We start from the raw sequence: 18348 nt of genomic DNA, 5'->3' as shown, positions 1-18348 counted from the left end.
GCCGCTCTGCGGGCTGTCGCTCGACAGGCCGCGGCTCATGGGCATTCTCAACGTGACGCCCGACAGCTTCTCCGACGGCGGCGATCACGCCACGCGGGAGGCGGCGGTGGCGCAGGCGCATGCGCTCGTGGCGCAAGGGGCCGAGATCCTCGACATCGGCGGCGAATCGACCCGGCCGGGTGCCACCGAGGTGCCGGTGGCGCAGGAGATCGCCCGCGTGGTCCCGGTCGTGGCGGCGTTGCGGGCCGAAGGGCTGCGCGTGCCGCTTTCGATCGACACCCGCAAATCCGCCGTCGCCCGCGCCGCGCTCGCCGAGGGCGCGGACATGATCAACGACGTCTCCGCGCTGAGCTTCGATCCGGAACTTGCCGGCGTGGTGGCCGAGGCGGGGGTGCCCTTGTGCCTGATGCATGCCCGCGGCACGCCGGCCGACATGCAGCGCGCGCCGCGCTACGACGATGTGGTGGCGCAGGTGCAAGATGCGCTCTCCGCCCGGATCGAGGCGGCGGTCTCGATGGGCATTGCGCGCGAGCGGCTGCTGGTGGATCCGGGCATCGGTTTCGGCAAGGACCTGCAGCACAACCTTGCCTTGTTGCGGGGCTTGCCGCTATTCCACGGCCTCGGCCTGCCGCTGCTGCTCGGGGTCTCGCGCAAACGCTTCATCGGCACGCTGTCGGGCGCCGAGGCCCCGAAAGGGCGGATGCCCGGCTCGGTCGCGGTGGCGCTTCTGGCGGCGCAACAGGGCGTGCATGTGCTACGCGTGCATGACGTGGAAGAAACACGGCAGGCGCTGAGTTTGCTCAGGGCAGTAATGGGATGGGACGAATGACACGCAGGCTCTTCGGCACCGACGGGGTGCGCGGCACCGCCAACACATGGCCGATGACGGCCGAGATCGCGCTTCGGATCGGCGCTGCCGCAGGGCGGTATTTCCGCAACGACGGCTCGAACGGCCACCGGGTGGTGATCGGCAAGGACACGCGGCTCTCGGGCTACATGTTCGAGAACGCGCTGACCGCCGGTCTGACCTCCACGGGCATGAACGCACTGCTGCTGGGCCCCGTGCCGACCCCCGCCGTGGGCCTGCTGACCCATTCGATGCGCGCCGATGTCGGCATCATGATTTCGGCCAGCCACAACCCACACCATGACAACGGCATCAAATTCTTCGGCCCCGACGGCTTCAAGCTCTCCGACGAGGCCGAGGCCGAGATCGAGGCGATCGTCGCGGGCGAGATCGAACCCGCCAAGGCAATCAACATCGGCCGCGCCAAGCGCGTCGATGACGGTCGTTTCCGCTATGCCGAGCGGATCAAGGCGACCTTCCCGCAAGGCCGCCGCCTCGACGGGCTCAAGGTGGTGATCGACTGCGCCAACGGCGCGGCCTACAAGGTTGCCCCCGAGATCCTGTGGGAGCTTGGCGCGACGGTGATCCCGGTGGGCGTGGATCCCGACGGCACCAACATCAATCAGGAGTGCGGTTCCACCGCGCCGCGCCATGCCGCGGCCCGGGTGCTGCAGGAGGGCGCCGATCTCGGCATCTGCCTCGACGGCGACGCCGACCGGGTGATGATCATCGACGAGACCGGCCAGATCGCCGATGGCGACCAGCTGATGGCGCTGATGGCGGGCCGTTGGGCCGAGGCCGATCGCTTGCAGGGCGGCACGCTGGTCGCCACCGTGATGTCGAACCTCGGGCTGGAGCGTTTCATGACCGCGCGCGGGCTGAAGCTCGAACGCACCAAGGTCGGCGATCGCTACGTGGTCGAGGCGATGCGCCGCGGCGGCTGGAACCTTGGCGGCGAGCAATCGGGGCATATCGTGATGACCGATTATGCCACCACCGGAGACGGGCTGCTCGCCGGGTTGCAGTTCCTCGCCGCGATGATCGAGACGGGCCGGCCCGCCAGCGCGCTGGTGCGTCAGTTCGAGCGGGTGCCGCAGCTGCTCAAGAACGTGCGCTACGCCCCCGGTCAGGACCCGCTGGACGCCGCTTCGGTCAAGACCGCGATCACCGAGGCCGAGGGGCTTCTGAACGGCAAGGGGCGGCTGCTGATCCGCAAGTCCGGCACCGAGCCGCTGATCCGCGTCATGGCCGAATGCGAGGATGACGCCCTTCTGGCACAGGTCGTCGATGGCATCGTCTCGGAGGTGAAATCGGTCGCCTGAGACTTCAGCCTGCGCGGGCCACGAGCGCGCGCAGGTTGCTCCCCTGGCTGATGCCGAGCCCCGTCAGGATGAGCGCCAGCGCCGCGAAGAAGCGCCACGGCAGTGCCTCGTTCAGGGCCAGCGCCCCGATTGCCATCGACCAGACCGGCACCTGGTAGTTGACCAACGTCATGAAGACCGACCCGGCCGAGCGGATCACAGTGACCCGGATCAACGCCGCCAGCGCCGTCGGCAGCAGGCCGAGGAACACCAGCGCCGAACCCGCCTTGGCACCGGCCCAGCCCGGGACGCCCTCGACCACCAGCATGACCGGCACGAGGACGATGGCGCCGACCGTCAGGCTCAGCGCCGTCAGCACGATTCCGTCGACCGGCGGACAGCGCCGGGTCAGGATCGAGGCCACCGCGTAGGACAGGGCGGCGGCGAGGCAGGCCATCTGCCCCCAGGCCGAGAGCCCCGCGCCGGGCGCCAGCACGCCTGGCCCGATCAGCACGAGCGCGCCGACAAAGCCTACGCCCACCCCCAGCGCGCTGCGCCAATGAAACGGCTCGTCCGAGAACAGCGCCGCCAGCGGCAACACGAAGAGCGGCAGCGCCGCCATGGAGATCCCGGCGAAGGCCGATGGCACGTATTGCTGGCCCCATGAGAGCAGCAGGAAGGGCAGGGCGGTCGACAACAGGCCGATCGCCACGAGATACCCCGTGAGCGCGCGGGTCGGCGGCGGCACCGGCCGGCGCAGCGCGCGCATCAGCCCCAGCATCGCCACCGCCCCCAGCGTCGTGCGCGCGCAGGCAACCGTGATCGGGCCGTAGCCATCGAGGGCCAGGCGCACCACGGCGAAGGTGCCGCCCCAGATCAGGCCGAGCAGGAGGATGGAAAGCCAGTTGGCCGGTGTCGGTTGCGATGTCATGCGTTCGGTTCACCACGCCGCTGCGCGAAAGTCCATGACCCAAGCATGGACCTGCGCGGCTCATCGAAGGCGCAGCAGGGCGCCCCGAACTGTCCGGGTCATTCACGAAAGCGCCAAGATGCGGGAGCACGCTCACGCGATTCGCGAGCGTCGCTCACGGGCCATTCACTTTGAAGAGATCATCCGGTTCAGCCTCGGGGTTGAAGTCGGTGCAGAAGAGACCGCATCGATGTTCGCCACCGCACTCGGGGGTCCCACGGTAAGGTGCGGCACGGTTTCAAGGGCGCCGTGCGTTCAAGATCGGTGATCTTCATCGTGATGTTTCAGCGCTCGCCATGTGATCGAACGAGGCGCAGCCTGTATGCATGGGTCATGCGATCCACCATGATACAGAGAGGCTGCAGTTATGTACGGGAAACTTCTAGCTGTCGCGATCTTCGCCACGTCGGCCATGGGGGCGTCGGCAATGACCGGGGAGAACGCGTTCCAATCCCTGAGCCGCATCCACCAGCAGACGTCCATCGTCGACGTGGGTATCGTACGGTCCGAAAGCAGCGGGATAGTGGAAATCTACACCAGAGGGCCGGACGGGGCGATGATCTTGGTCGGGTCCGAACCGGTCCATGCCGGGGCCAACAGCAACGTCCGCGTTCACGTTAGCCAACCCGTGCGGCGGGATCTCCTTGCCGTGTTGCGGGTGAACGGCAAGGTGCTGGCCACGCATCGGTTCGACGTGATCAAGCGCTAGCGGCATGGTCGCCGCGTCGGACATCTCGTAGCGGGCCGGCCCCCGGGGGTCGGCCCGCATGCTGTCAGGCGCGCAATTCGGCCACCGCCTTGGCCGGCTCGGCCGGGGTGTTCGCAGCCGCGTAGCGGGTGGCGGCGCTGGCGCTCGTGGGGGTTTCCTCGACCGGGGCGATCTTGGAGGCCTGCGAGGCGCCCTCGGAGATCGTGGCGACGAGGGTGGTCTGGCGCAGGCGGTCCTGGGTGGCCTGGGCCTCGGCCCGCGAGCGCGCGAGATCGCTCGTCTTGGCGGCTACTTCCGACTCCGCCTCCGGCTGCGGCGCGGCGGCGGATCTGCGAGCAGCGTCGGCCTGGGCCGTGCGGCTTTCGGTCGCTTCGGATTTGCTGGTATTGCCCGATGCCGCGACGGTGTTGTCGTTCGACGGCGTGGAGGCGGGATCGCTGCTCGACGCGGCGGTGGTGGGGGCCGGGTCGGTGCTCGAGTCCGAGGTGGATGAAGAGGTCGAGCTCTGGGTGAGCGATTGCAGGCTGGAGGTGAGGCCGGATGTGATGCCGGAGGTAAGGCCAGAAATCATGATCGATACTCCTGTAAAATCATACAAAGAGCAGATCGCGCCGAAATACGGCGGAAATCCATGAAAATCATGTCCTTGTCGGGATCATATACGAAGGTATCGGTTCGTGCATATCCCAAAGAACAGGGGCGCCCGAGGGCGCCCCTGGAACGTTGCCGATCGGCAACGCCGCGATCGGAGCGCGATCAGTTGCGCGCCTTGTCGACCATCTTGCCCTTGGAGATCCAGGGCATCATCGCGCGCAGCTTCTCGCCGACCTGCTCGATCTGGTGCTCGTCGTTCAGGCGGCGGGTGGCCTTGAACGAGGGCTGACCCACGGCGTTCTCCTGCATGAAATCGCGCACGAACTTGCCGTTCTGGATGTCGGTCAGCACGTCCTTCATGCGCTTCTTGGTCTCCTCGTAGGGGAGGATGCGCGGGCCGGAGACGTATTCACCGTATTCGGCGGTGTTGGAGATCGAGTAGTTCATGTTGGCGATGCCGCCTTCGTAGATCAGGTCCACGATCAGCTTCACCTCGTGCAGGCACTCGAAATAGGCCATCTCGGGCTCGTAGCCGGCTTCGACCAGCGTTTCGAAGCCCATGCGGATCAGCTCCACGAGGCCACCGCAGAGCACGGCCTGCTCGCCGAAGAGGTCGGTTTCGCATTCCTGGCGGAAGTTGGTCTCGATGATGCCCGAGCGGCCGCCGCCGATGGCGGAGCAGTAGCTGAGGCCGATTTCCATGGCCTTGCCGGAGGCGTCCTGATGCACGGCCACGAGGCAGGGCACGCCGCCGCCCTTGACGTATTCACCGCGCACGGTGTGGCCCGGGCCCTTGGGCGCCATCATGATGACGTCGACGCCGGCTTTCGGCTCGATCAGGCCGAAATGCACATTGAGGCCATGTGCGAAGGCGATGGCGGAGCCTTCCTTCAGGTGATCATGCACATGCTTGCGGTAGGTCTCGGCTTGCAGCTCGTCGGGCATGGTGAACATGATGACGTCGCACCAGGCGGCAGCTTCCTCGATGCCCATGACCTGCAGGCCCTCGCCCTCGGCCTTGGCGCGCGAGGGCGAGCCGTCGCGCAGCGCCACGACGAGGTTCTTGGCGCCCGAGTCGCGCAGGTTCAGCGCATGGGCGTGGCCTTGGGAGCCATAGCCGAGGATGGCGACCTTCTTGTCCTTGATCAGGTTCACGTCGCAATCGCGGTCGTAGTAAACGCGCATGATGATGGTCCTTTTTTTTCGCCGGGGCGGTGTTCTCTGCGGGCACCATGGTCGAGCGAGGGGCACGAGGCGAGGAGGGATGCGCATGAATATCGCAGAATTTTCGATGCTCGCATTCGCGAAATTCTTGTGATACGTAATTTTCATGCAAGACGACACGGACCGCCGCCTCTTGCGTCTCCTGCAGGAGACGCCGGACCTCTCTACCGCCGAGCTGGCCGATCGCGCCGGGCTTACCGCGATGCGCTGCGCGCGCCGCCTCGCGCGGCTGCAGGATGCGGGCATCATTCGCGGACAACGCGCGGTGATCGACTGGAAGGCGCTGGGCTTCGAGGTGGCGGTGAGCCTGCGGGTGACGCTCGACAAGACCCAGCCACGCGCCTTCGACGAATTCCTCGCCCGCGCCCGCGAGGTGTCCGAGGTGATCGAGATCCAGACCTTTCTGGGCCGCGTCGACGTGCGGCTGCAGCTGGTGGCGCGCGATCTGGAGCATTACCGCGAGGTCTACCGCACCCGCATCCTCGCCCTGCCGCATATCGCCGACATCGAGAGCCTGATGACGGTGAGCGTGGTCAAATCCGAGGAGGCGCTGCCGCTGTGAACGAGCTCGACGCCACCGACCGCGCGATCCTGCGCGCGCTGAGCCGCGATGCCACGCGACCCGCCGCCGATCTGGGCCGCGAGCTGGGCCTGTCGCAGCCTGCCACCTGGCGGCGCATCCGCCGCCTGCGCGAGATAGGTGCGCTCACGGGCCGCAGGCTCGATCTCGACGCGGCGGCGCTGGGCTTCGGCGTCACGGTGTTTCTCGGCGTCAAGCTTGCCAGCCGGGGCCGCGCCAGCCTCGAGGATTTCGAACGCGCGGTCTGCGCAATCCGCGAGGTGCAGACGGTCGAGCATGTGCTGGGGCTCTACGACTATCGCCTGCGGATCGTGGCGCGCGATCTGGAGGATTTCGAGCGGGTGCTGCGCCGCCGGATCATGACGCTGCCGGGCATCGGCCCGGTCGAGGCCAATGTGCTGTTGTCCGAAGAGCGTCTCCCGGGGCCGCTTTAGCGCCGCACCCCGAGCCCCAGCCGCATCAGCCCGCGCCGCAAGGGGGCCACGTCGTGCATCACGCCAAGCCCGGCACCGCGCAGGTGCTGCGCCAGCGGGCCGCCCGCCATGGCGAGGCGGTTGAGCGCATCGATCCCGTGCTCGCGCAGCGCGATGTCGCCCGCGCGCCTTGCCGCATAAGTCTCCAACATCGCCCGGTCACCCAAGCCTTCGGGACGCGCGGCGGCGAGGTCTATGAGGCAGGCGATATCGGCCAGCGAAGTATTGAGCCCCTGCGCGCCGATGGGCGGCATTACATGCGCGGCCTCCGCCACCAGCGCCACACGCTGCGCGCCCAGCGCGCGGGCCGTTTGCATGATGATTGGCCAGCTTTGCCGCGCGGTGGCCAGATGCAGCCGCCCCAGCACCCGTTCGGAGCGCGCCGTGGCCTCGATGTCGAAGTCCGAAACCGGCAGCGCCGCCAACCGTTCGATCTCGCGCCCCGGCTCCATCCAGATCACCGCAGATGAAGGCCGCCCCTCATGATCGGGCAGCGGCACGAGGGTGAAGGGGCCGCCGGAGCGATGCACCTCGGTCGAGACGTTGTCATGCGGGCGCTCATGCGTGACGGCGAAGGCCAGCGCCTTTTGCCCGTAGCGCCGGGTGCGCACCCCGATGCCGCAGGCCTCTCGCACCGGGCTCGACCGGCCGTCGGCTGCGATCACCAGCTTGGCCGCGACGCAGGTCCCGTCCGTGAGCCGCACCAGCGCCCGGTCCTCGCGCGTGGTGATCCCGGCGAAGCCCGTGCCCGCGCGGAATTCGACCCGCTCCATCTCCTCGATCCGGGCCGCCATCTCACGCCGCAGCAGCCAGTTGGGCAGGTTCCAGCCAAAGGGCAGGGCACCGAGATCGGCGGCGTCGAAATCGCGGATGACAGGCGCGCCGCGCCCGGCCTCGACGATCCGCATCACCTGCAGCGGCGTGGCATGGGGGGCGAGCCTTTCCCACAGCCCGGCCTCTTCCAACAGAGCCCTCGCAGGTTGCAGGAAGGCGGTTGAGCGCAGGTCGGCCCCGGCCTCGGCCATCTCCTTCACGGGGGGCGCGGGATCGACGCAGAGCACCGAAAAGCCGCGCGCGCCAAAGGCGGCCGCGGCCGAAAGCCCGGCGATGCCGCCGCCGGAGACGAGGATGTCGATGTGACGTGTCATGAAATGGAGATAGGCCGCGCCCATGCGGTGGGAAAGCCCGTCAAGCCAGCTGCGACACAAAGCCCGAAAGATCGTCGGTGTGGTGGTGGATATGGTCGGCCAGCCTGTCCTGCGGCGGGCCGACCAGCACGGTGCGCATCCCCATCGCGTGCGGCACGGCGAGATTGCGCGGATCATCCTCGAACATCGCGCCCTGCTCGGGCGCCAGCCCGTCGAGCGCGAAGACCGCCTCGAAGGCGGCGCGCTGCGGTTTCGGCACGAGGCCCGCGTGCTCCACGCCGTAGACCGCGTCGAAGGCGCCGGTCAGCCCACGCGCGGCGAGCACGCGGCGGGCATAGGGCTCCGAGCCGTTGGTATAGACGATGCGCCGCCCCGGCAGCGCGGCGATGGCGCGGGCCAGCGCCGGGTCGGCTTCGAGGTGATGCAGGTCGATGTCGTGCACGTCGACGAGAAACTCGTCCGCCGGCAGGCCATGTTCGGCCATCAGCCCCGCCAGCGTCGTGCCGTGGCGGGCCCAGTAGTCGGCGCGCAGCCGGTCGGCCTCGGCGGCATCGATATCGAGCCGCTGCACCATCCAGTCGCGCATCTTCGCCTCGATCTGGTCGAAGAGCCGGGCTTCGGGCGGGTAGAGCGTGTTGTCGAGGTCGAAGACCCAGGCCCGCACATGGGCGAATTCGGCGGCGATGTCGGTGAGGAGAACTGTCATGCACGCGACCCTAAGGGCACGGCGCAGGCGTCACAAGCGTCGCCGGGTTGCGGCCCTTCCGCCTGCGGGGCTATCGTCGTGCGACCCATCGGAAAGCCGCGCATGCAGGACACCAGACCCTCGCAGAAGGACGCCTACGGGCTGATCCTCGAATCGATCGACAGCGGTGCCTATCGCCCGGGCGACCGGCTGGTCGAAAGCGAGCTGGCCGACCGGCTGGGCGTGTCGCGCACGCCGGTGCGCGAGGCGCTGCAACGGCTCGAGACACAAGGGATGTTGACCCGCGACGGGCGCTCGCTGATCGTGGCCTCGCTCGATCACACGCAGCTGGCCGAGCTTTACGTGGTGCGCGGCGAGCTCGAGGGGCTGGCCGCGCGGCTGGCCGCGCGCCATGCCGCCCCCGAAGAGGTGCGCGTGCTGCGCGACATGCTCGAGGCCGACCGTGCGCTGGTCGACGACCCCGCCGCGCTGGCTCGCGCCAACCGCCGCTTTCACAAGCAGATCCACCTCGCCAGCCACAACCGCTTTCTGGTGCGTCAGCTCGACCTCGTGCATCGGTCGATGGCGCTGCTGGCTTCGACCTCGCTGGCAGCCGAAGGGCGCGGGCGCGGCGCGCTCGAGGAACACGCGGCCATCGTCGCCGCGATCGAGGCAGGCGATGGCGACGGAGCCGACCGGGCCCTGCGCGACCATATCAGCCACGCCTTCGTCACCCGGCTGAAGCTCGATGCCGAGAAGGTGGAGGCGGCGCGCTGAGCGGCATGCGCGTGGGGGCGAAAATGCCGTGCCGGGTCTTGTCCCAGTGGAAGGGGCAGCGCAGCAGTTGCCAGATCGCGCGCCACATCGCCACGGTGGCCAGCGGGAAGTAGATCTGCAAGGCGGGCGCCCAGAGCGCGAGCCGGGCGTGCCCCGCGCGGTGTGCAGCCAGCGCCGCGACGCCGTAGGTGATGGCTTCGGTGCCGAGAAAGACAAAGACCAAGGCGCCGAGGCTTCCCTCGGGCAGCAAAGGCTCGATCGGGTGCAGTCCGAATGGAAAAAGCCAGAACGACCACAGCAGCGGCGCCAGCGCGAATTGGGCGAGCGTGCCCAGAAAGAGCACCTGCACGCCGAAAAAGCGCCAGGCTCCGAGCTCGCGCCAGAGCCGAGCGGGGTCGTGCATGGCGACCCCCCAGCTCATCGCATAGCCCTTGAGCCAGCGCGAGCGCTGTTTGATCCAGGGCCAGGCGCGGGCATTGGCCTCTTCGAGCGTGACGCTGTCGATAAGCTCGGTCCTGTAGCCGTGCCGTGCGAGGCGCACACCGAGATCCGCGTCCTCGGTGACGTTGTAGGCGTCCCAGCCGCCGACCGCCTCGATCGCGTGGCGGCGCAGGAACAAGGTCGTGCCGCCAAGGGGCACCACCAGCCCCAGCCGTTGAAGCCCCGGCAGCATTACCCTGAACCAGCTGGCGTATTCGAGGGTGAAGCAGCGCGCGATCCAGTTGCTGCGGGCGTTGTAGTAATCGAGAACGCCTTGCAGGCAGGCGGTCTTGGGCCCGCAGGCGGCAAAGCGCGAGACCACGCGCATCAGCTGGTCGGGTGCGGGGGCGTCCTCGGCGTCGTAGATGCCGATCAGGCTGCCCCGGGTGAAGAAGAGCGCGTAATTGAGCGCGCGCGGCTTGGTCTGTACCCGTCCGCGCGGCACCACGACCACCTGCGCCCAGTCGGGCAGGGAGGTGCGGGCGAGCGCCTCGCGGGTCTCGTCGTCGCCTTCCTCCACGATCAGGCACAGATCGAGCCGGTCGCGGGGATAATCGAGCCGGTCGAGGCGGGCGAGACAGGGCGCGACCATGCGCCCCTCGCGCAAAAGCGGCACCAGCAGCGAGACCACCGGCAGACGGTCGGCCGATTGCGCGTCGAGCGCGGGGCTGCTTGCCGGGGGGCGCAGCATCGTCAGGAGGGCGGCCAGCTTGAGCGCTGCATTGATGCTCAGCGTCACCACGCAAAGGCCGCACAGGAGCGCCAGCGCCACCCCCGGCGCCAGCGCGGTCGCCAGACCGGCACTCCAGATCAGGGCCAGCGCGACGAGCCACAGCGCCCGGCGTCCGGCGCCCCGGCAGCTGAAGACCAAAGGAAGGCGCGCTTCCGAGCAGATCAGCAGGATCGGCTCGAGCTGGGGCAGCAGCGCCGCGCGCAGGGCGGGCGCGCCGCAAGAGGCGAAGCGCAGCGGACCAAAGCCCGCGGCCTCGCATTGCGCGACCGCCTCGGCGCTGGGCGGTGCGCTGCACAGGATCACCACCCGCCCGCCGATCCGCCGCCAGGGCAGGACCCCCAGCCGCAGGGCCCGCAAGGCGCCGAAGCCGCGGACCAGCCGCGGATCGGGCGGCATGCGGGTGGGGTCGATCTCTCCCCTCGTGCCGTGCCGGCGGGCCGGGGCTGGCGGTGCGCCCTGATCGGGCCAAGGCGGATCGGGCGCGAGCATCGGGCGTCCTTTCGCGAAAGCGTCGTCCGATGCTCGCGCCCGTTTGGTTAAGCCCGCGTTAACGCCTCAGCCGCGCCGCGCGTCCATCGCTTCGGTGAAGCGCTCGAACAGGTAGTAGCTGTCCTGCGGGCCGGGGCTGGCCTCGGGGTGGTACTGCACCGAAAAGACGGGGCGTTCGGTCATGCGGATGCCGCAGTTCGAGCCGTCGAACAGCGAGACATGGGTTTCGATCACCCCGTCGGGCAGCGACTGGCTGTCGACTGTGAAGCCGTGGTTCATCGAGGTGATCTCGACCTTGCCGGTCTCGGTGTCCTTCACCGGATGGTTGGCGCCGTGGTGGCCGTGGTTCATCTTGACGGTCTGCGCGCCCAGCGCGCGGGCCAGCATCTGGTGGCCGAGGCAGATGCCGAAGACCGGGATCTGCGACTGCTCCAGCACCGATTTGATCGCCGGGACCGCGTATTCGCCCGTGGCTGCCGGATCGCCCGGGCCGTTCGACAGGAACAGCCCGTCGGGGTTCAAAGCGAGGATCTCCTCGGCGGTGGCGGTGGCGGGCAGCACGGTGACCTCGCAGCCCGAGGAGGCGAGGCTGCGCAGGATGTTGCGCTTGGCGCCGTAGTCGATGGCGACGACCTTGTGACGCGGGTTCTCCTGCCGCTTGAAACCGTCGGGCCAAGCCCAGCGCATCTCGTCCCAGCGGTAGGACTGCACGCAGCTGACCTCCTTTGCCAGATCGAGACCGACCAGACCCTTGAACTCGCGCGCCTGCGCGACCAGCGCCTCGATATCGAATTCGCCGTCGGGATTGTGCTCGATCGCGACATGCGGCGCGCCCTGCTGGCGGATCGCGCGGGTCAGGCGGCGGGTGTCGATGCCGCCCATGCCGATCCGGCCACGCTTGGCGAGCCAGTCCGACAGGGTCGAGGTGGCGCGCCAGTTCGATGGCTCCGTCGGGCTCCACTTGACGATCATCGCCGCGGCGACCGGATCGGCGGCCTCGTCGTCCTCGTCGGTGGTGCCGGTGTTACCGACATGCGGGAAGGTGAAGGTCACGGCCTGACCCGCGTAGGAAGGGTCGGTCATGATCTCCTGGTAGCCCGTCATCGCGGTGTTGAAGCACAGCTCGGCCACGATACGGCCCGGAGCGCCGAAGCCATGCCCGTAGAACACCGTCCCGTCCGCGAGCGCGAGGCAGGCGGTCGGCTTGCCGGAATCGGAATGCGGCATGGCTCATTGCTCCTGTTTTGAAACCCGCCGCTACCTAGGGGCAGGAGGGGGAAGAATCAAGACGCCGCGGCACCCGGCGGCGCTTGTTGTCAGCCGGGGGCGAAACGGGTAGCTTGCCCGCTTGTGTCTGAAACAATCCGGAACGGACCAGATGACCCTGCGCGACAAGATCAACGCCTCCCTCAAGGATGCGATGAAGGCCAAGGAGGCCGACCGGCTGTCCACGCTGCGTCTCATCAATGCCGCCATCAAGGACCGCGACATCGCGGCGCGCGGCGAGGGCGAGGAGGGGCTGGTGCCCGACGAGGTGGTGCTCGCGATCCTCGGCAAGATGGTCAAGCAGCGCCAGGAAAGCGCGCGTGCCTATGACGAGGCGGGACGGCTGGAGCTGGCCGAGAAGGAGCGCGCCGAGATCGCGGTGATCGAGGAGTTCCTGCCGCGCCAGCTCAGCGAGGCCGAGGTCGAAAAGGCCGTGAGCCAGGCCATCGCCGAAACCGATGCCAACTCGATCCGCGACATGGGCCGGGTCATGGCCGCGCTCAAGGGGCGCTACACCGGGCGCATGGATTTCGGCCGGGTCGGCCCGCTGGTACGCGAACGGCTGAGCTGAGACGGGAACGCCGCGCCGCGGTTTCGCGTTTTACGGTCACCCGCATCACGGAGAACCGACATGCCAGCACAATCCAAGGCGCAGCAGAAGGCGGCCGGGGCCGCGCTTTCGGCCAAGAGGGGCGACACCAAGGTCAAGGACCTCAAGGGCGCCTCGAAGGAAATGTACGACGACATGAGCGAATCCGAGCTCGAGGATTTCGCCGAGACCAAGCGCAAGGATCTGCCCGACAAGAAGGGCTGATCCGGTATGCCATCAAAAAGGGCGGCTCCCTGTTGGGGGCCGCCCTTTGCCTGTCGGAAAGGGTCTTCAGCGGCGCGGGCCGGAGACGCGAATGGGAATCGGACGGTGCTGCGGGCGCGGCTGCGGCAACAGGGCGTCGGCCAGACCATCGAGGATGGCACGACCGGCCTTGGCCAGCCTGCGGGTCAGTTGTTTCGGCGCGGTGTTCTTGGGCATGACGAATCCTCCGTTGTGGTGAAAATGCCCGGATCGGGGCCGGAGTTCCATGGACGACGTTACGACGCGGTGTCGCATCCGCGGTTCACCGCCGCCCGAGCCGTGCCAGAAGGCGCTGCAAGGTCTCGGCCAGCGCCCGGCGTTCCTCCTCGGGGAGAAAGGCGCCAAGCTCGACCTCGCGGCCGCTGCCGCGCAGGGTGAGGTAGCCGGGCACCGGGCGTTCGCCCTCGTGCAGCCGCAGCTCGACCCAGTAGGGATCGGCCTCCCAGACCCGCTCGGCGCGGCCCCGATCGAGGCGCGTCAGCCGGATCAGCCCCTCCGTAATTTCGAGCCGTTCGAGCACCTCGCCATCGCGGTAGCTGCGCGCCAGCGCCCACCAGATGCCCGCCACGGCGGAGGCGAGAAAGGGCAGCAGGACCCAAAGCACCGGCGTGCCCAGCATCGTGAGCAAGGGCAGGGCGATCAGCGCCGCGGTGCCGCCGATGAAGGCGACGAAGCCGCGCTTGGGCAGTGAGCGATGCGGCCAGAGCTGCAACTCGGCCTCGACGGGGCCCTGCGGGGCGGGGCGCTTCGTCCATTCATGCGGCATCGGACTATCCGGCGGGGGGATGAAAAAGGGCCCGGCGTTTCCGCCGGGCCCTTGGGGTCGTGTCGCGGGCCGCGCCTTTAGTGGGCGTGGCTGCGGTCCCAGTCGCTCTGCTTGGGGAGCGTCTCGAAGGTGTGCTCCGGCGGCGGCGAAGGCAGGGTCCATTCCAGCGTGTCGGCGTACTCGTTCCAGGGGTTGGCGACGTTGATCCGCTTGCCCTTGGCGAGGGTGTAGAACAGCACCACGATGAAGAACACGAAGGAGGCGAAGGCCAGGAAGGCGCCGAGCGAGGAGACGAGGTTCCAGGTGGCGAAGGCCTCCGGGTAGTCGATGTAGCGGCGCGGCATGCCCTGACGGCCCAGGAAGTGCTGCGGGAAGAAGGTGATGTTCGCACCGATGAACATCATCCAGAAGTGGATCTTGCCCGCCAGCTCAGGCAGCATCTTGCCGGTCATCTTGGGGAAGTAGAAGTAGATCCCCGCGAAGATGCCGAAGACGGCGCCCAGGGACATCACGTAGTGGAAGTGCGCCACGACGTAGTAGGTGTCGTGATAGGCGCGGTCGATGCCGGCCTGAGACAGCACGATGCCGGTCACGCCGCCCACGGTGAAGAGGAACAGGAAGCCGAAAGCCCAGAGCATCGGCGTCTTGAACTCGACCGAGCCGCCCCACATCGTCGCGATCCACGAGAAGATCTTAACGCCGGTGGGCACCGCGATGACCATGGTGGCCATCATGAAGTAGGACTGCTGCGTCAGCGACATGCCCACGGTGTACATGTGGTGCGCCCAGACGACGAAGCCCAGCACGCCGATCGCCACCATCGCGTAGACCATCGGCAGGTAGCCGAAGATCGGCTTCTTGGAGAAGGTCGCGATCACGTGGCTGATGATGCCGAAGGCGGGGATGATGATGATGTACACTTCCGGGTGGCCGAAGAACCACAGGATGTGCTGGTAGAGGATCGGGTCGCCGCCGCCAGCGGGCTGGAAGAACGAGGTGCCGAAGTTGCGGTCGGTCAGCAGCATGGTGATCGCGCCGGCCAGCACGGGCAGGGCCAGAAGGATCAGCCAGGCGGTGACGAAGATCGACCAGGCGAAGAGCGGCACCTTGTGCAGCGTCATGCCCGGCGCGCGCATGTTGAGGAAGGTGGTGATGATGTTGATCGCGCCGAGGATCGAGCTCGCGCCCGAGACGTGGACGGCGAAGATCGCGAGATCCATCGACATGCCCGGCTCGGAGGTCGAGAGCGGCGGGTAGAGCACCCAGCCCACGCCCGAGCCCGCCTGGCCGTTGCCGCCCGGCGAGAAGAGCGAGGCGAGGCCCAGCGCGACGCCTGCGATGAACATCCAGAAGCTGAGGTTGTTCAGCCGCGGGAAGGCCATGTCCGGCGCGCCGATCTGCAGCGGCATGAAGTAGTTGCCGAAGCCGCCGAACAGCGCGGGGATGACGACGAAGAACATCATCAGCACGCCGTGATAGGTGATCGCGACGTTCCACATGTGGCCGTTGGGGGTACAGGCCTCGGTGGCGCTGGGCACCCAAGAGCGCAGCACCGTCATGATCGGGTTGGCGCTGACGTTTTCGGTGCACATGAACTGCACGCCCGGCTGCATCAGCTCAAGCCGCATGTGAATGGTCAGCATCACCGACAGCAGGCCCACGAAGCCCGCCGCGAAGAGATACAGGATCCCGATGTCCTTGTGGTTGGTGGACATGAACCAGCGGGTGAAGAAGCCCCGCTTGTCCTCGTGTCCGTGGCCGTGGATGGCGGCGTCTGCCATGTGGCTCTCCCGAGTTTGGTTGCCTGACGGGCCCGCACGCGAGCACGCGCAGGCAATTGGCGTCCTTCTAGAAGGAGATCGCGGCCGGGGCAACGGTCACGGTGCCGCAGGAGGCCGTCTCGTTGTGCCGTCGCCCCATGTGATCAAAGCGACGCGGCGCGGCGCGGCGTTGCCGCAAAATGATCGGCAAAGCCACGCTCCAGCGCGATGTCGAGATCCGCCATGGTCACCGGCAGGCCGAGATCGACGAGACTGGTCACGCCATGCGCGGCGATGCCGCAAGGCACGATGCCGTCGAAATGCGACAGATCCGGCTCCACGTTGATAGCGAGGCCATGATAGCTGACCCATTTGTGCAGGCGGATGCCGAGCGCGGCGATCTTGTCTTCGGCTACGGCGCCGGAAGCGGTCAGCGGCTTGTCGGGGCGTTGGACCCAGACGCCGACCCGGCCTTCGCGCAGCTCTCCGGTGACGTTGAATTCCGCCAGCGTGGCGATGATCCAGCTTTCCAGCGTCTTGACGAAGGCGCGCACGTCGCGGCCGCGCTTTCCGACGTCGAGCATCACGTAGACGACGCGCTGGCCGGGGCCGTGATAGGTGTATTGCCCGCCGCGCCGGGTCTCATGCACGGGAAAGCGGTCGGGGTCGGTCAGATCGGCGGGCTTGGCCGAGGTGCCGGCCGTATAGAGAGGCGGATGCTCCACGAGCCAGACCGCTTCGTCCGCCGTCCCGGCGGCGATCGCCTTCGCGCGGGTCTCCATGGCGGCGACGGCCTCCTCGTAGGGCGTCAGCCCGTCGCTCACGATCCAGTCCACCATGCCCGCGCTCCGCTTCGCTTTCCTCGCAGATGGGGTGGCGCGCGGGGGGCGAAAAGTCAAAGCCTGCCACCCTTCGCGATTTTTCCGTGATTGACGCCGGGTCCGGCGAATTTCGCTCTTGCGCTCCCCCGAAGCCCAAGGCTATGAGGCCGCCATCCTACCTGATCACGTGCGGTCGTGGCGGAATTGGTAGACGCGCAGCGTTGAGGTCGCTGTGGGGTAACACCCGTGGAAGTTCGAGTCTTCTCGACCGCACCATTCAGGCAGGCCCGCCGGCACGGCGGGCCGCCGGATCTCTTCCCAGACAGAGGAATGCCTCCACGCATGGGCCGCGGCAACGCAGGCCCTGTTCGCGCGTCTGTGCGCATGATGGCATGCTTCGGGAGCGCGTGTCGCTTTTGGTCCTTTGCATGTCTCCTTTCGACAGGTCGAAACCCGGATAAAGCAATTTTCTATACGAAGGGATAGGACCGGGAAATCCGCTCCACGGCCCTTTTTGCTCCCCGTTCAGCACAGCGGACCGGGGCACGAAGCCCCATGAAGAAAGGCATTTGAGCACAAGCTGCCGCCCCCGTGACCCAGCGTCACGCGGCGAGCTTGGCAATTCGGTTGCAAAGCGGGGGGCGCCTTGTTTTAGTCTTGCTCGACAAGTGCGGAAAAATCCGCCGGCATAACAACGGGGAGCAAGGCTTGGCCAACGGCTCAAGTTCGGAAGCGTTCGTCGAGTTCGAACGCGTACAGAAAAGCTATGACGGCGAGAAGCTCGTCGTTAAGGATCTCAACCTCTCATTGCCGAAGGGCGAGTTCCTGACCATGTTGGGACCGTCGGGGTCGGGCAAGACCACCTGCCTGATGATGCTCGCGGGCTTCGAGACCGCCACCCATGGCGAGATCCGGCTCGACGGCAAGTCGATCAACAACATCCCGCCGCACAAGCGCGGCATCGGCATGGTCTTCCAGAACTACGCGCTGTTTCCGCACATGACGGTGGGGGAGAACCTCTCCTTTCCGCTCGAAGTGCGCAAGCTGGGCAAGTCCGAGCGCGAGAAGAAGATCGCCCGCGCACTCGACATGGTGCAGATGGGCGAGTTCAAGAACCGCAGGCCGACCCAGCTTTCGGGCGGCCAGCAGCAGCGCATCGCGCTGGCCCGCGCGCTGGTCTTCGAGCCCGAGCTGGTGCTGATGGACGAGCCCCTGGGCGCGCTCGACAAGCAGCTGCGCGAGACGCTGCAGTTCGAGATCACCGAACTGGCGCACCGTCTCGGCATCACCGTGGTCTATGTCACCCATGACCAGACCGAGGCGCTGACCATGTCCGACCGGGTCGCGGTGTTCGACGACGGGCGCATCCAGCAGCTCGCGCCGCCCGACGAGCTCTATGAAAAGCCGCAGAACAGCTTCGTCGCGCAGTTCATCGGCGAGAACAACACGCTTGACGGCGTGGTCGAGGAGATTGGCCCCAATTCCTGCCTCGTGCGGCTTGACGATGGCGAGCTGATCGACGCGCTGCCGGTCAACGTCACCGACGTGGGCCAGCGCACCCGCGTCTCGATCCGGCCCGAGCGGGTCGAATCCAACATCGAGCGCCTGCATCCCGATGCGCATACGCTGCCCGCCGTGGTGCAGGAGTTCATCTACATGGGCGATACCTTCCGCACGCGGCTCAAGGTCGCCGGGCATGACGACTTCGTCATGAAGACGCGCAACGCGCCCGACCAGCCGCGGCTCAAGCCGGGTCAGGAAATCCGCATCGGGTGGCTGCCCGAGGATTGTCGCGCGCTCGATCCCTGAGATCGGCCGCGCAACCGCGCCCCTTCCCGAGGAAGGGCGCGGCCAATGCGGGGCGTCGTCACC

At 67.6% G+C, this 18348-nt stretch carries 20 protein-coding genes and 1 tRNA gene; 10 read left to right on the top strand and 11 right to left on the bottom strand.

All coding sequences use genetic code 11. From position 1 onward, the window contains the following. Both folP and glmM read left to right on the top strand, forming a co-directional pair. On the top strand, positions 1-829 hold an 829-nt coding region (folP, locus tag NHG85_RS10215; protein ID WP_253332077.1), incomplete at its 5' end, for a dihydropteroate synthase. Then, positions 826-2169 (top strand): phosphoglucosamine mutase, encoded by a 1344-nt coding sequence (glmM, locus tag NHG85_RS10210; protein ID WP_253332075.1) that lies wholly within the window; start codon positions 826-828, stop codon positions 2167-2169. The genes folP and glmM, both read left to right, overlap by 4 nt. A 4-nt stretch (positions 2170-2173) precedes the next feature. Here glmM and NHG85_RS10205 read toward each other — a convergent pair whose 3' ends face one another. Beyond that, positions 2174-3079, bottom strand: coding sequence for a DMT family transporter (locus tag NHG85_RS10205; RefSeq protein WP_253332073.1), 906 nt, complete (start codon positions 3077-3079; stop codon positions 2174-2176). Between the two features lie 466 nt (positions 3080-3545). Between NHG85_RS10205 and NHG85_RS10200 the strand changes: the two genes are divergently transcribed. After that, on the top strand, positions 3546-3827 hold the full coding sequence (locus tag NHG85_RS10200; protein WP_253332070.1) for a hypothetical protein: 282 nt from the start codon (positions 3546-3548) through the stop codon (positions 3825-3827). A 64-nt stretch (positions 3828-3891) separates the two neighbouring features. Here NHG85_RS10200 and NHG85_RS10195 read toward each other — a convergent pair whose 3' ends face one another. Further along, entirely contained in the window at positions 3892-4398 is a 507-nt protein-coding gene (locus NHG85_RS10195; RefSeq protein ID WP_253332069.1) for a hypothetical protein, read from the bottom strand. 185 nt (positions 4399-4583) lie between these two features. Next, on the bottom strand, positions 4584-5606 hold the full coding sequence (gene ilvC, locus NHG85_RS10190) for a ketol-acid reductoisomerase (protein ID WP_253332067.1): 1023 nt from the start codon (positions 5604-5606) through the stop codon (positions 4584-4586). 145 nt (positions 5607-5751) lie between these two features. On the opposite strand from ilvC, the gene NHG85_RS10185 reads away from it, so the two are divergent. Next, a complete protein-coding gene (locus NHG85_RS10185; RefSeq protein WP_253332065.1) occupies positions 5752-6207 on the top strand; it encodes an Lrp/AsnC family transcriptional regulator in 456 nt (151 codons plus the stop codon). After that, positions 6204-6659, top strand: a complete 456-nt coding sequence (locus tag NHG85_RS10180; protein WP_253332062.1) for an Lrp/AsnC family transcriptional regulator — start codon at positions 6204-6206, stop codon at positions 6657-6659. Before NHG85_RS10185 ends, NHG85_RS10180 begins: the two co-directional genes overlap by 4 nt. Here the strand turns inward: NHG85_RS10180 and NHG85_RS10175 are convergent. Continuing rightward, positions 6656-7846 carry a UbiH/UbiF family hydroxylase gene (locus tag NHG85_RS10175; RefSeq protein WP_253332060.1) on the bottom strand — a complete coding sequence of 397 codons (1191 nt, stop codon included), beginning with the start codon at positions 7844-7846 and terminating at the stop codon, positions 6656-6658. The genes NHG85_RS10180 and NHG85_RS10175 overlap by 4 nt on opposite strands. A gap of 40 nt (positions 7847-7886) precedes the next feature. Next, positions 7887-8552 carry a pyrimidine 5'-nucleotidase gene (locus tag NHG85_RS10170; protein ID WP_253332058.1) on the bottom strand — a complete coding sequence of 222 codons (666 nt, stop codon included), beginning with the start codon at positions 8550-8552 and terminating at the stop codon, positions 7887-7889. A 102-nt stretch (positions 8553-8654) separates the two neighbouring features. Between NHG85_RS10170 and NHG85_RS10165 the strand changes: the two genes are divergently transcribed. Further along, a complete protein-coding gene (locus NHG85_RS10165) occupies positions 8655-9308 on the top strand; it encodes a GntR family transcriptional regulator (protein ID WP_099274295.1) in 654 nt (217 codons plus the stop codon). Here the strand turns inward: NHG85_RS10165 and NHG85_RS10160 are convergent. Continuing rightward, a complete protein-coding gene (locus tag NHG85_RS10160; RefSeq protein ID WP_253332056.1) occupies positions 9262-11010 on the bottom strand; it encodes a glycosyltransferase in 1749 nt (582 codons plus the stop codon). The genes NHG85_RS10165 and NHG85_RS10160 overlap by 47 nt on opposite strands. A gap of 66 nt (positions 11011-11076) precedes the next feature. Beyond that, positions 11077-12237, bottom strand: a complete 1161-nt coding sequence (carA, locus tag NHG85_RS10155; protein ID WP_253332054.1) for a glutamine-hydrolyzing carbamoyl-phosphate synthase small subunit — start codon at positions 12235-12237, stop codon at positions 11077-11079. Positions 12238-12388: 151 nt separating this feature from the next. On the opposite strand from carA, the gene NHG85_RS10150 reads away from it, so the two are divergent. Continuing rightward, positions 12389-12847 (top strand): GatB/YqeY domain-containing protein, encoded by a 459-nt coding sequence (locus tag NHG85_RS10150; RefSeq protein ID WP_253332052.1) that lies wholly within the window; start codon positions 12389-12391, stop codon positions 12845-12847. Positions 12848-12907: 60 nt separating this feature from the next. Further along, positions 12908-13090 carry a DUF3008 family protein gene (locus tag NHG85_RS10145; protein WP_253332050.1) on the top strand — a complete coding sequence of 61 codons (183 nt, stop codon included), beginning with the start codon at positions 12908-12910 and terminating at the stop codon, positions 13088-13090. Positions 13091-13156: 66 nt separating this feature from the next. Here NHG85_RS10145 and NHG85_RS10140 read toward each other — a convergent pair whose 3' ends face one another. From NHG85_RS10140 to lipB, 4 genes are all read right to left on the bottom strand, one after another. Next, positions 13157-13306 (bottom strand): hypothetical protein, encoded by a 150-nt coding sequence (locus NHG85_RS10140; protein ID WP_253332048.1) that lies wholly within the window; start codon positions 13304-13306, stop codon positions 13157-13159. An 85-nt stretch (positions 13307-13391) separates the two neighbouring features. Then, on the bottom strand, positions 13392-13895 hold the full coding sequence (locus NHG85_RS10135) for a DUF2244 domain-containing protein (protein WP_253332046.1): 504 nt from the start codon (positions 13893-13895) through the stop codon (positions 13392-13394). Positions 13896-13972: 77 nt separating this feature from the next. Then, a complete protein-coding gene (ctaD, locus tag NHG85_RS10130) occupies positions 13973-15676 on the bottom strand; it encodes a cytochrome c oxidase subunit I (protein ID WP_253332044.1) in 1704 nt (567 codons plus the stop codon). 143 nt (positions 15677-15819) lie between these two features. After that, entirely contained in the window at positions 15820-16554 is a 735-nt protein-coding gene (lipB, locus tag NHG85_RS10125; protein WP_256500316.1) for a lipoyl(octanoyl) transferase LipB, read from the bottom strand. 111 nt (positions 16555-16665) lie between these two features. Here lipB and NHG85_RS10120 point away from each other — a divergent pair. Further along, a tRNA-Leu gene (locus NHG85_RS10120) sits at positions 16666-16752 on the top strand. A 432-nt stretch (positions 16753-17184) separates the two neighbouring features. Beyond that, positions 17185-18285 carry an ABC transporter ATP-binding protein gene (locus NHG85_RS10115; RefSeq protein ID WP_253332040.1) on the top strand — a complete coding sequence of 367 codons (1101 nt, stop codon included), beginning with the start codon at positions 17185-17187 and terminating at the stop codon, positions 18283-18285. Positions 18286-18348 lie beyond the last annotated feature (63 nt).

Origin of the sequence: Limimaricola litoreus (assembly GCF_024159025.1) — a bacterium.
In the GTDB taxonomy this organism is placed as follows: Bacteria; Pseudomonadota; Alphaproteobacteria; order Rhodobacterales; family Rhodobacteraceae; genus Limimaricola; species Limimaricola litoreus.
Note: the sequence above shows the minus strand (reverse complement) of the source record. Positions and strands in the feature narration are given on the sequence as shown.

Excerpts from the sequence above, each read along its gene's own strand:
- NHG85_RS10160 (WP_253332056.1), bottom strand. The coding sequence starts at position 11,010 with ATGCTCGCGCCCGATCCGCCTTGGCCCGATCAGGGCGCACCGCCAGCC.
- NHG85_RS10195 (WP_253332069.1), bottom strand. The coding sequence starts at position 4,398 with ATGATTTCTGGCCTTACCTCCGGCATCACATCCGGCCTCACCTCCAGC.
- NHG85_RS10150 (WP_253332052.1), top strand. The coding sequence starts at position 12,389 with ATGACCCTGCGCGACAAGATCAACGCCTCCCTCAAGGATGCGATGAAG.
- NHG85_RS10175 (WP_253332060.1), bottom strand. The coding sequence starts at position 7,846 with ATGACACGTCACATCGACATCCTCGTCTCCGGCGGCGGCATCGCCGGG.
- NHG85_RS10165 (WP_099274295.1), top strand. The coding sequence starts at position 8,655 with ATGCAGGACACCAGACCCTCGCAGAAGGACGCCTACGGGCTGATCCTC.
- NHG85_RS10185 (WP_253332065.1), top strand. The coding sequence starts at position 5,752 with ATGCAAGACGACACGGACCGCCGCCTCTTGCGTCTCCTGCAGGAGACG.
- ctaD (WP_253332044.1), bottom strand. The coding sequence starts at position 15,676 with ATGGCAGACGCCGCCATCCACGGCCACGGACACGAGGACAAGCGGGGC.
- NHG85_RS10205 (WP_253332073.1), bottom strand. The coding sequence starts at position 3,079 with ATGACATCGCAACCGACACCGGCCAACTGGCTTTCCATCCTCCTGCTC.
- NHG85_RS10135 (WP_253332046.1), bottom strand. The coding sequence starts at position 13,895 with ATGCCGCATGAATGGACGAAGCGCCCCGCCCCGCAGGGCCCCGTCGAG.
- ilvC (WP_253332067.1), bottom strand. The coding sequence starts at position 5,606 with ATGCGCGTTTACTACGACCGCGATTGCGACGTGAACCTGATCAAGGAC.
- NHG85_RS10140 (WP_253332048.1), bottom strand. The coding sequence starts at position 13,306 with ATGCCCAAGAACACCGCGCCGAAACAACTGACCCGCAGGCTGGCCAAG.
- NHG85_RS10170 (WP_253332058.1), bottom strand. The coding sequence starts at position 8,552 with ATGACAGTTCTCCTCACCGACATCGCCGCCGAATTCGCCCATGTGCGG.
- NHG85_RS10200 (WP_253332070.1), top strand. The coding sequence starts at position 3,546 with ATGACCGGGGAGAACGCGTTCCAATCCCTGAGCCGCATCCACCAGCAG.
- glmM (WP_253332075.1), top strand. The coding sequence starts at position 826 with ATGACACGCAGGCTCTTCGGCACCGACGGGGTGCGCGGCACCGCCAAC.
- NHG85_RS10145 (WP_253332050.1), top strand. The coding sequence starts at position 12,908 with ATGCCAGCACAATCCAAGGCGCAGCAGAAGGCGGCCGGGGCCGCGCTT.
- carA (WP_253332054.1), bottom strand. The coding sequence starts at position 12,237 with ATGCCGCATTCCGATTCCGGCAAGCCGACCGCCTGCCTCGCGCTCGCG.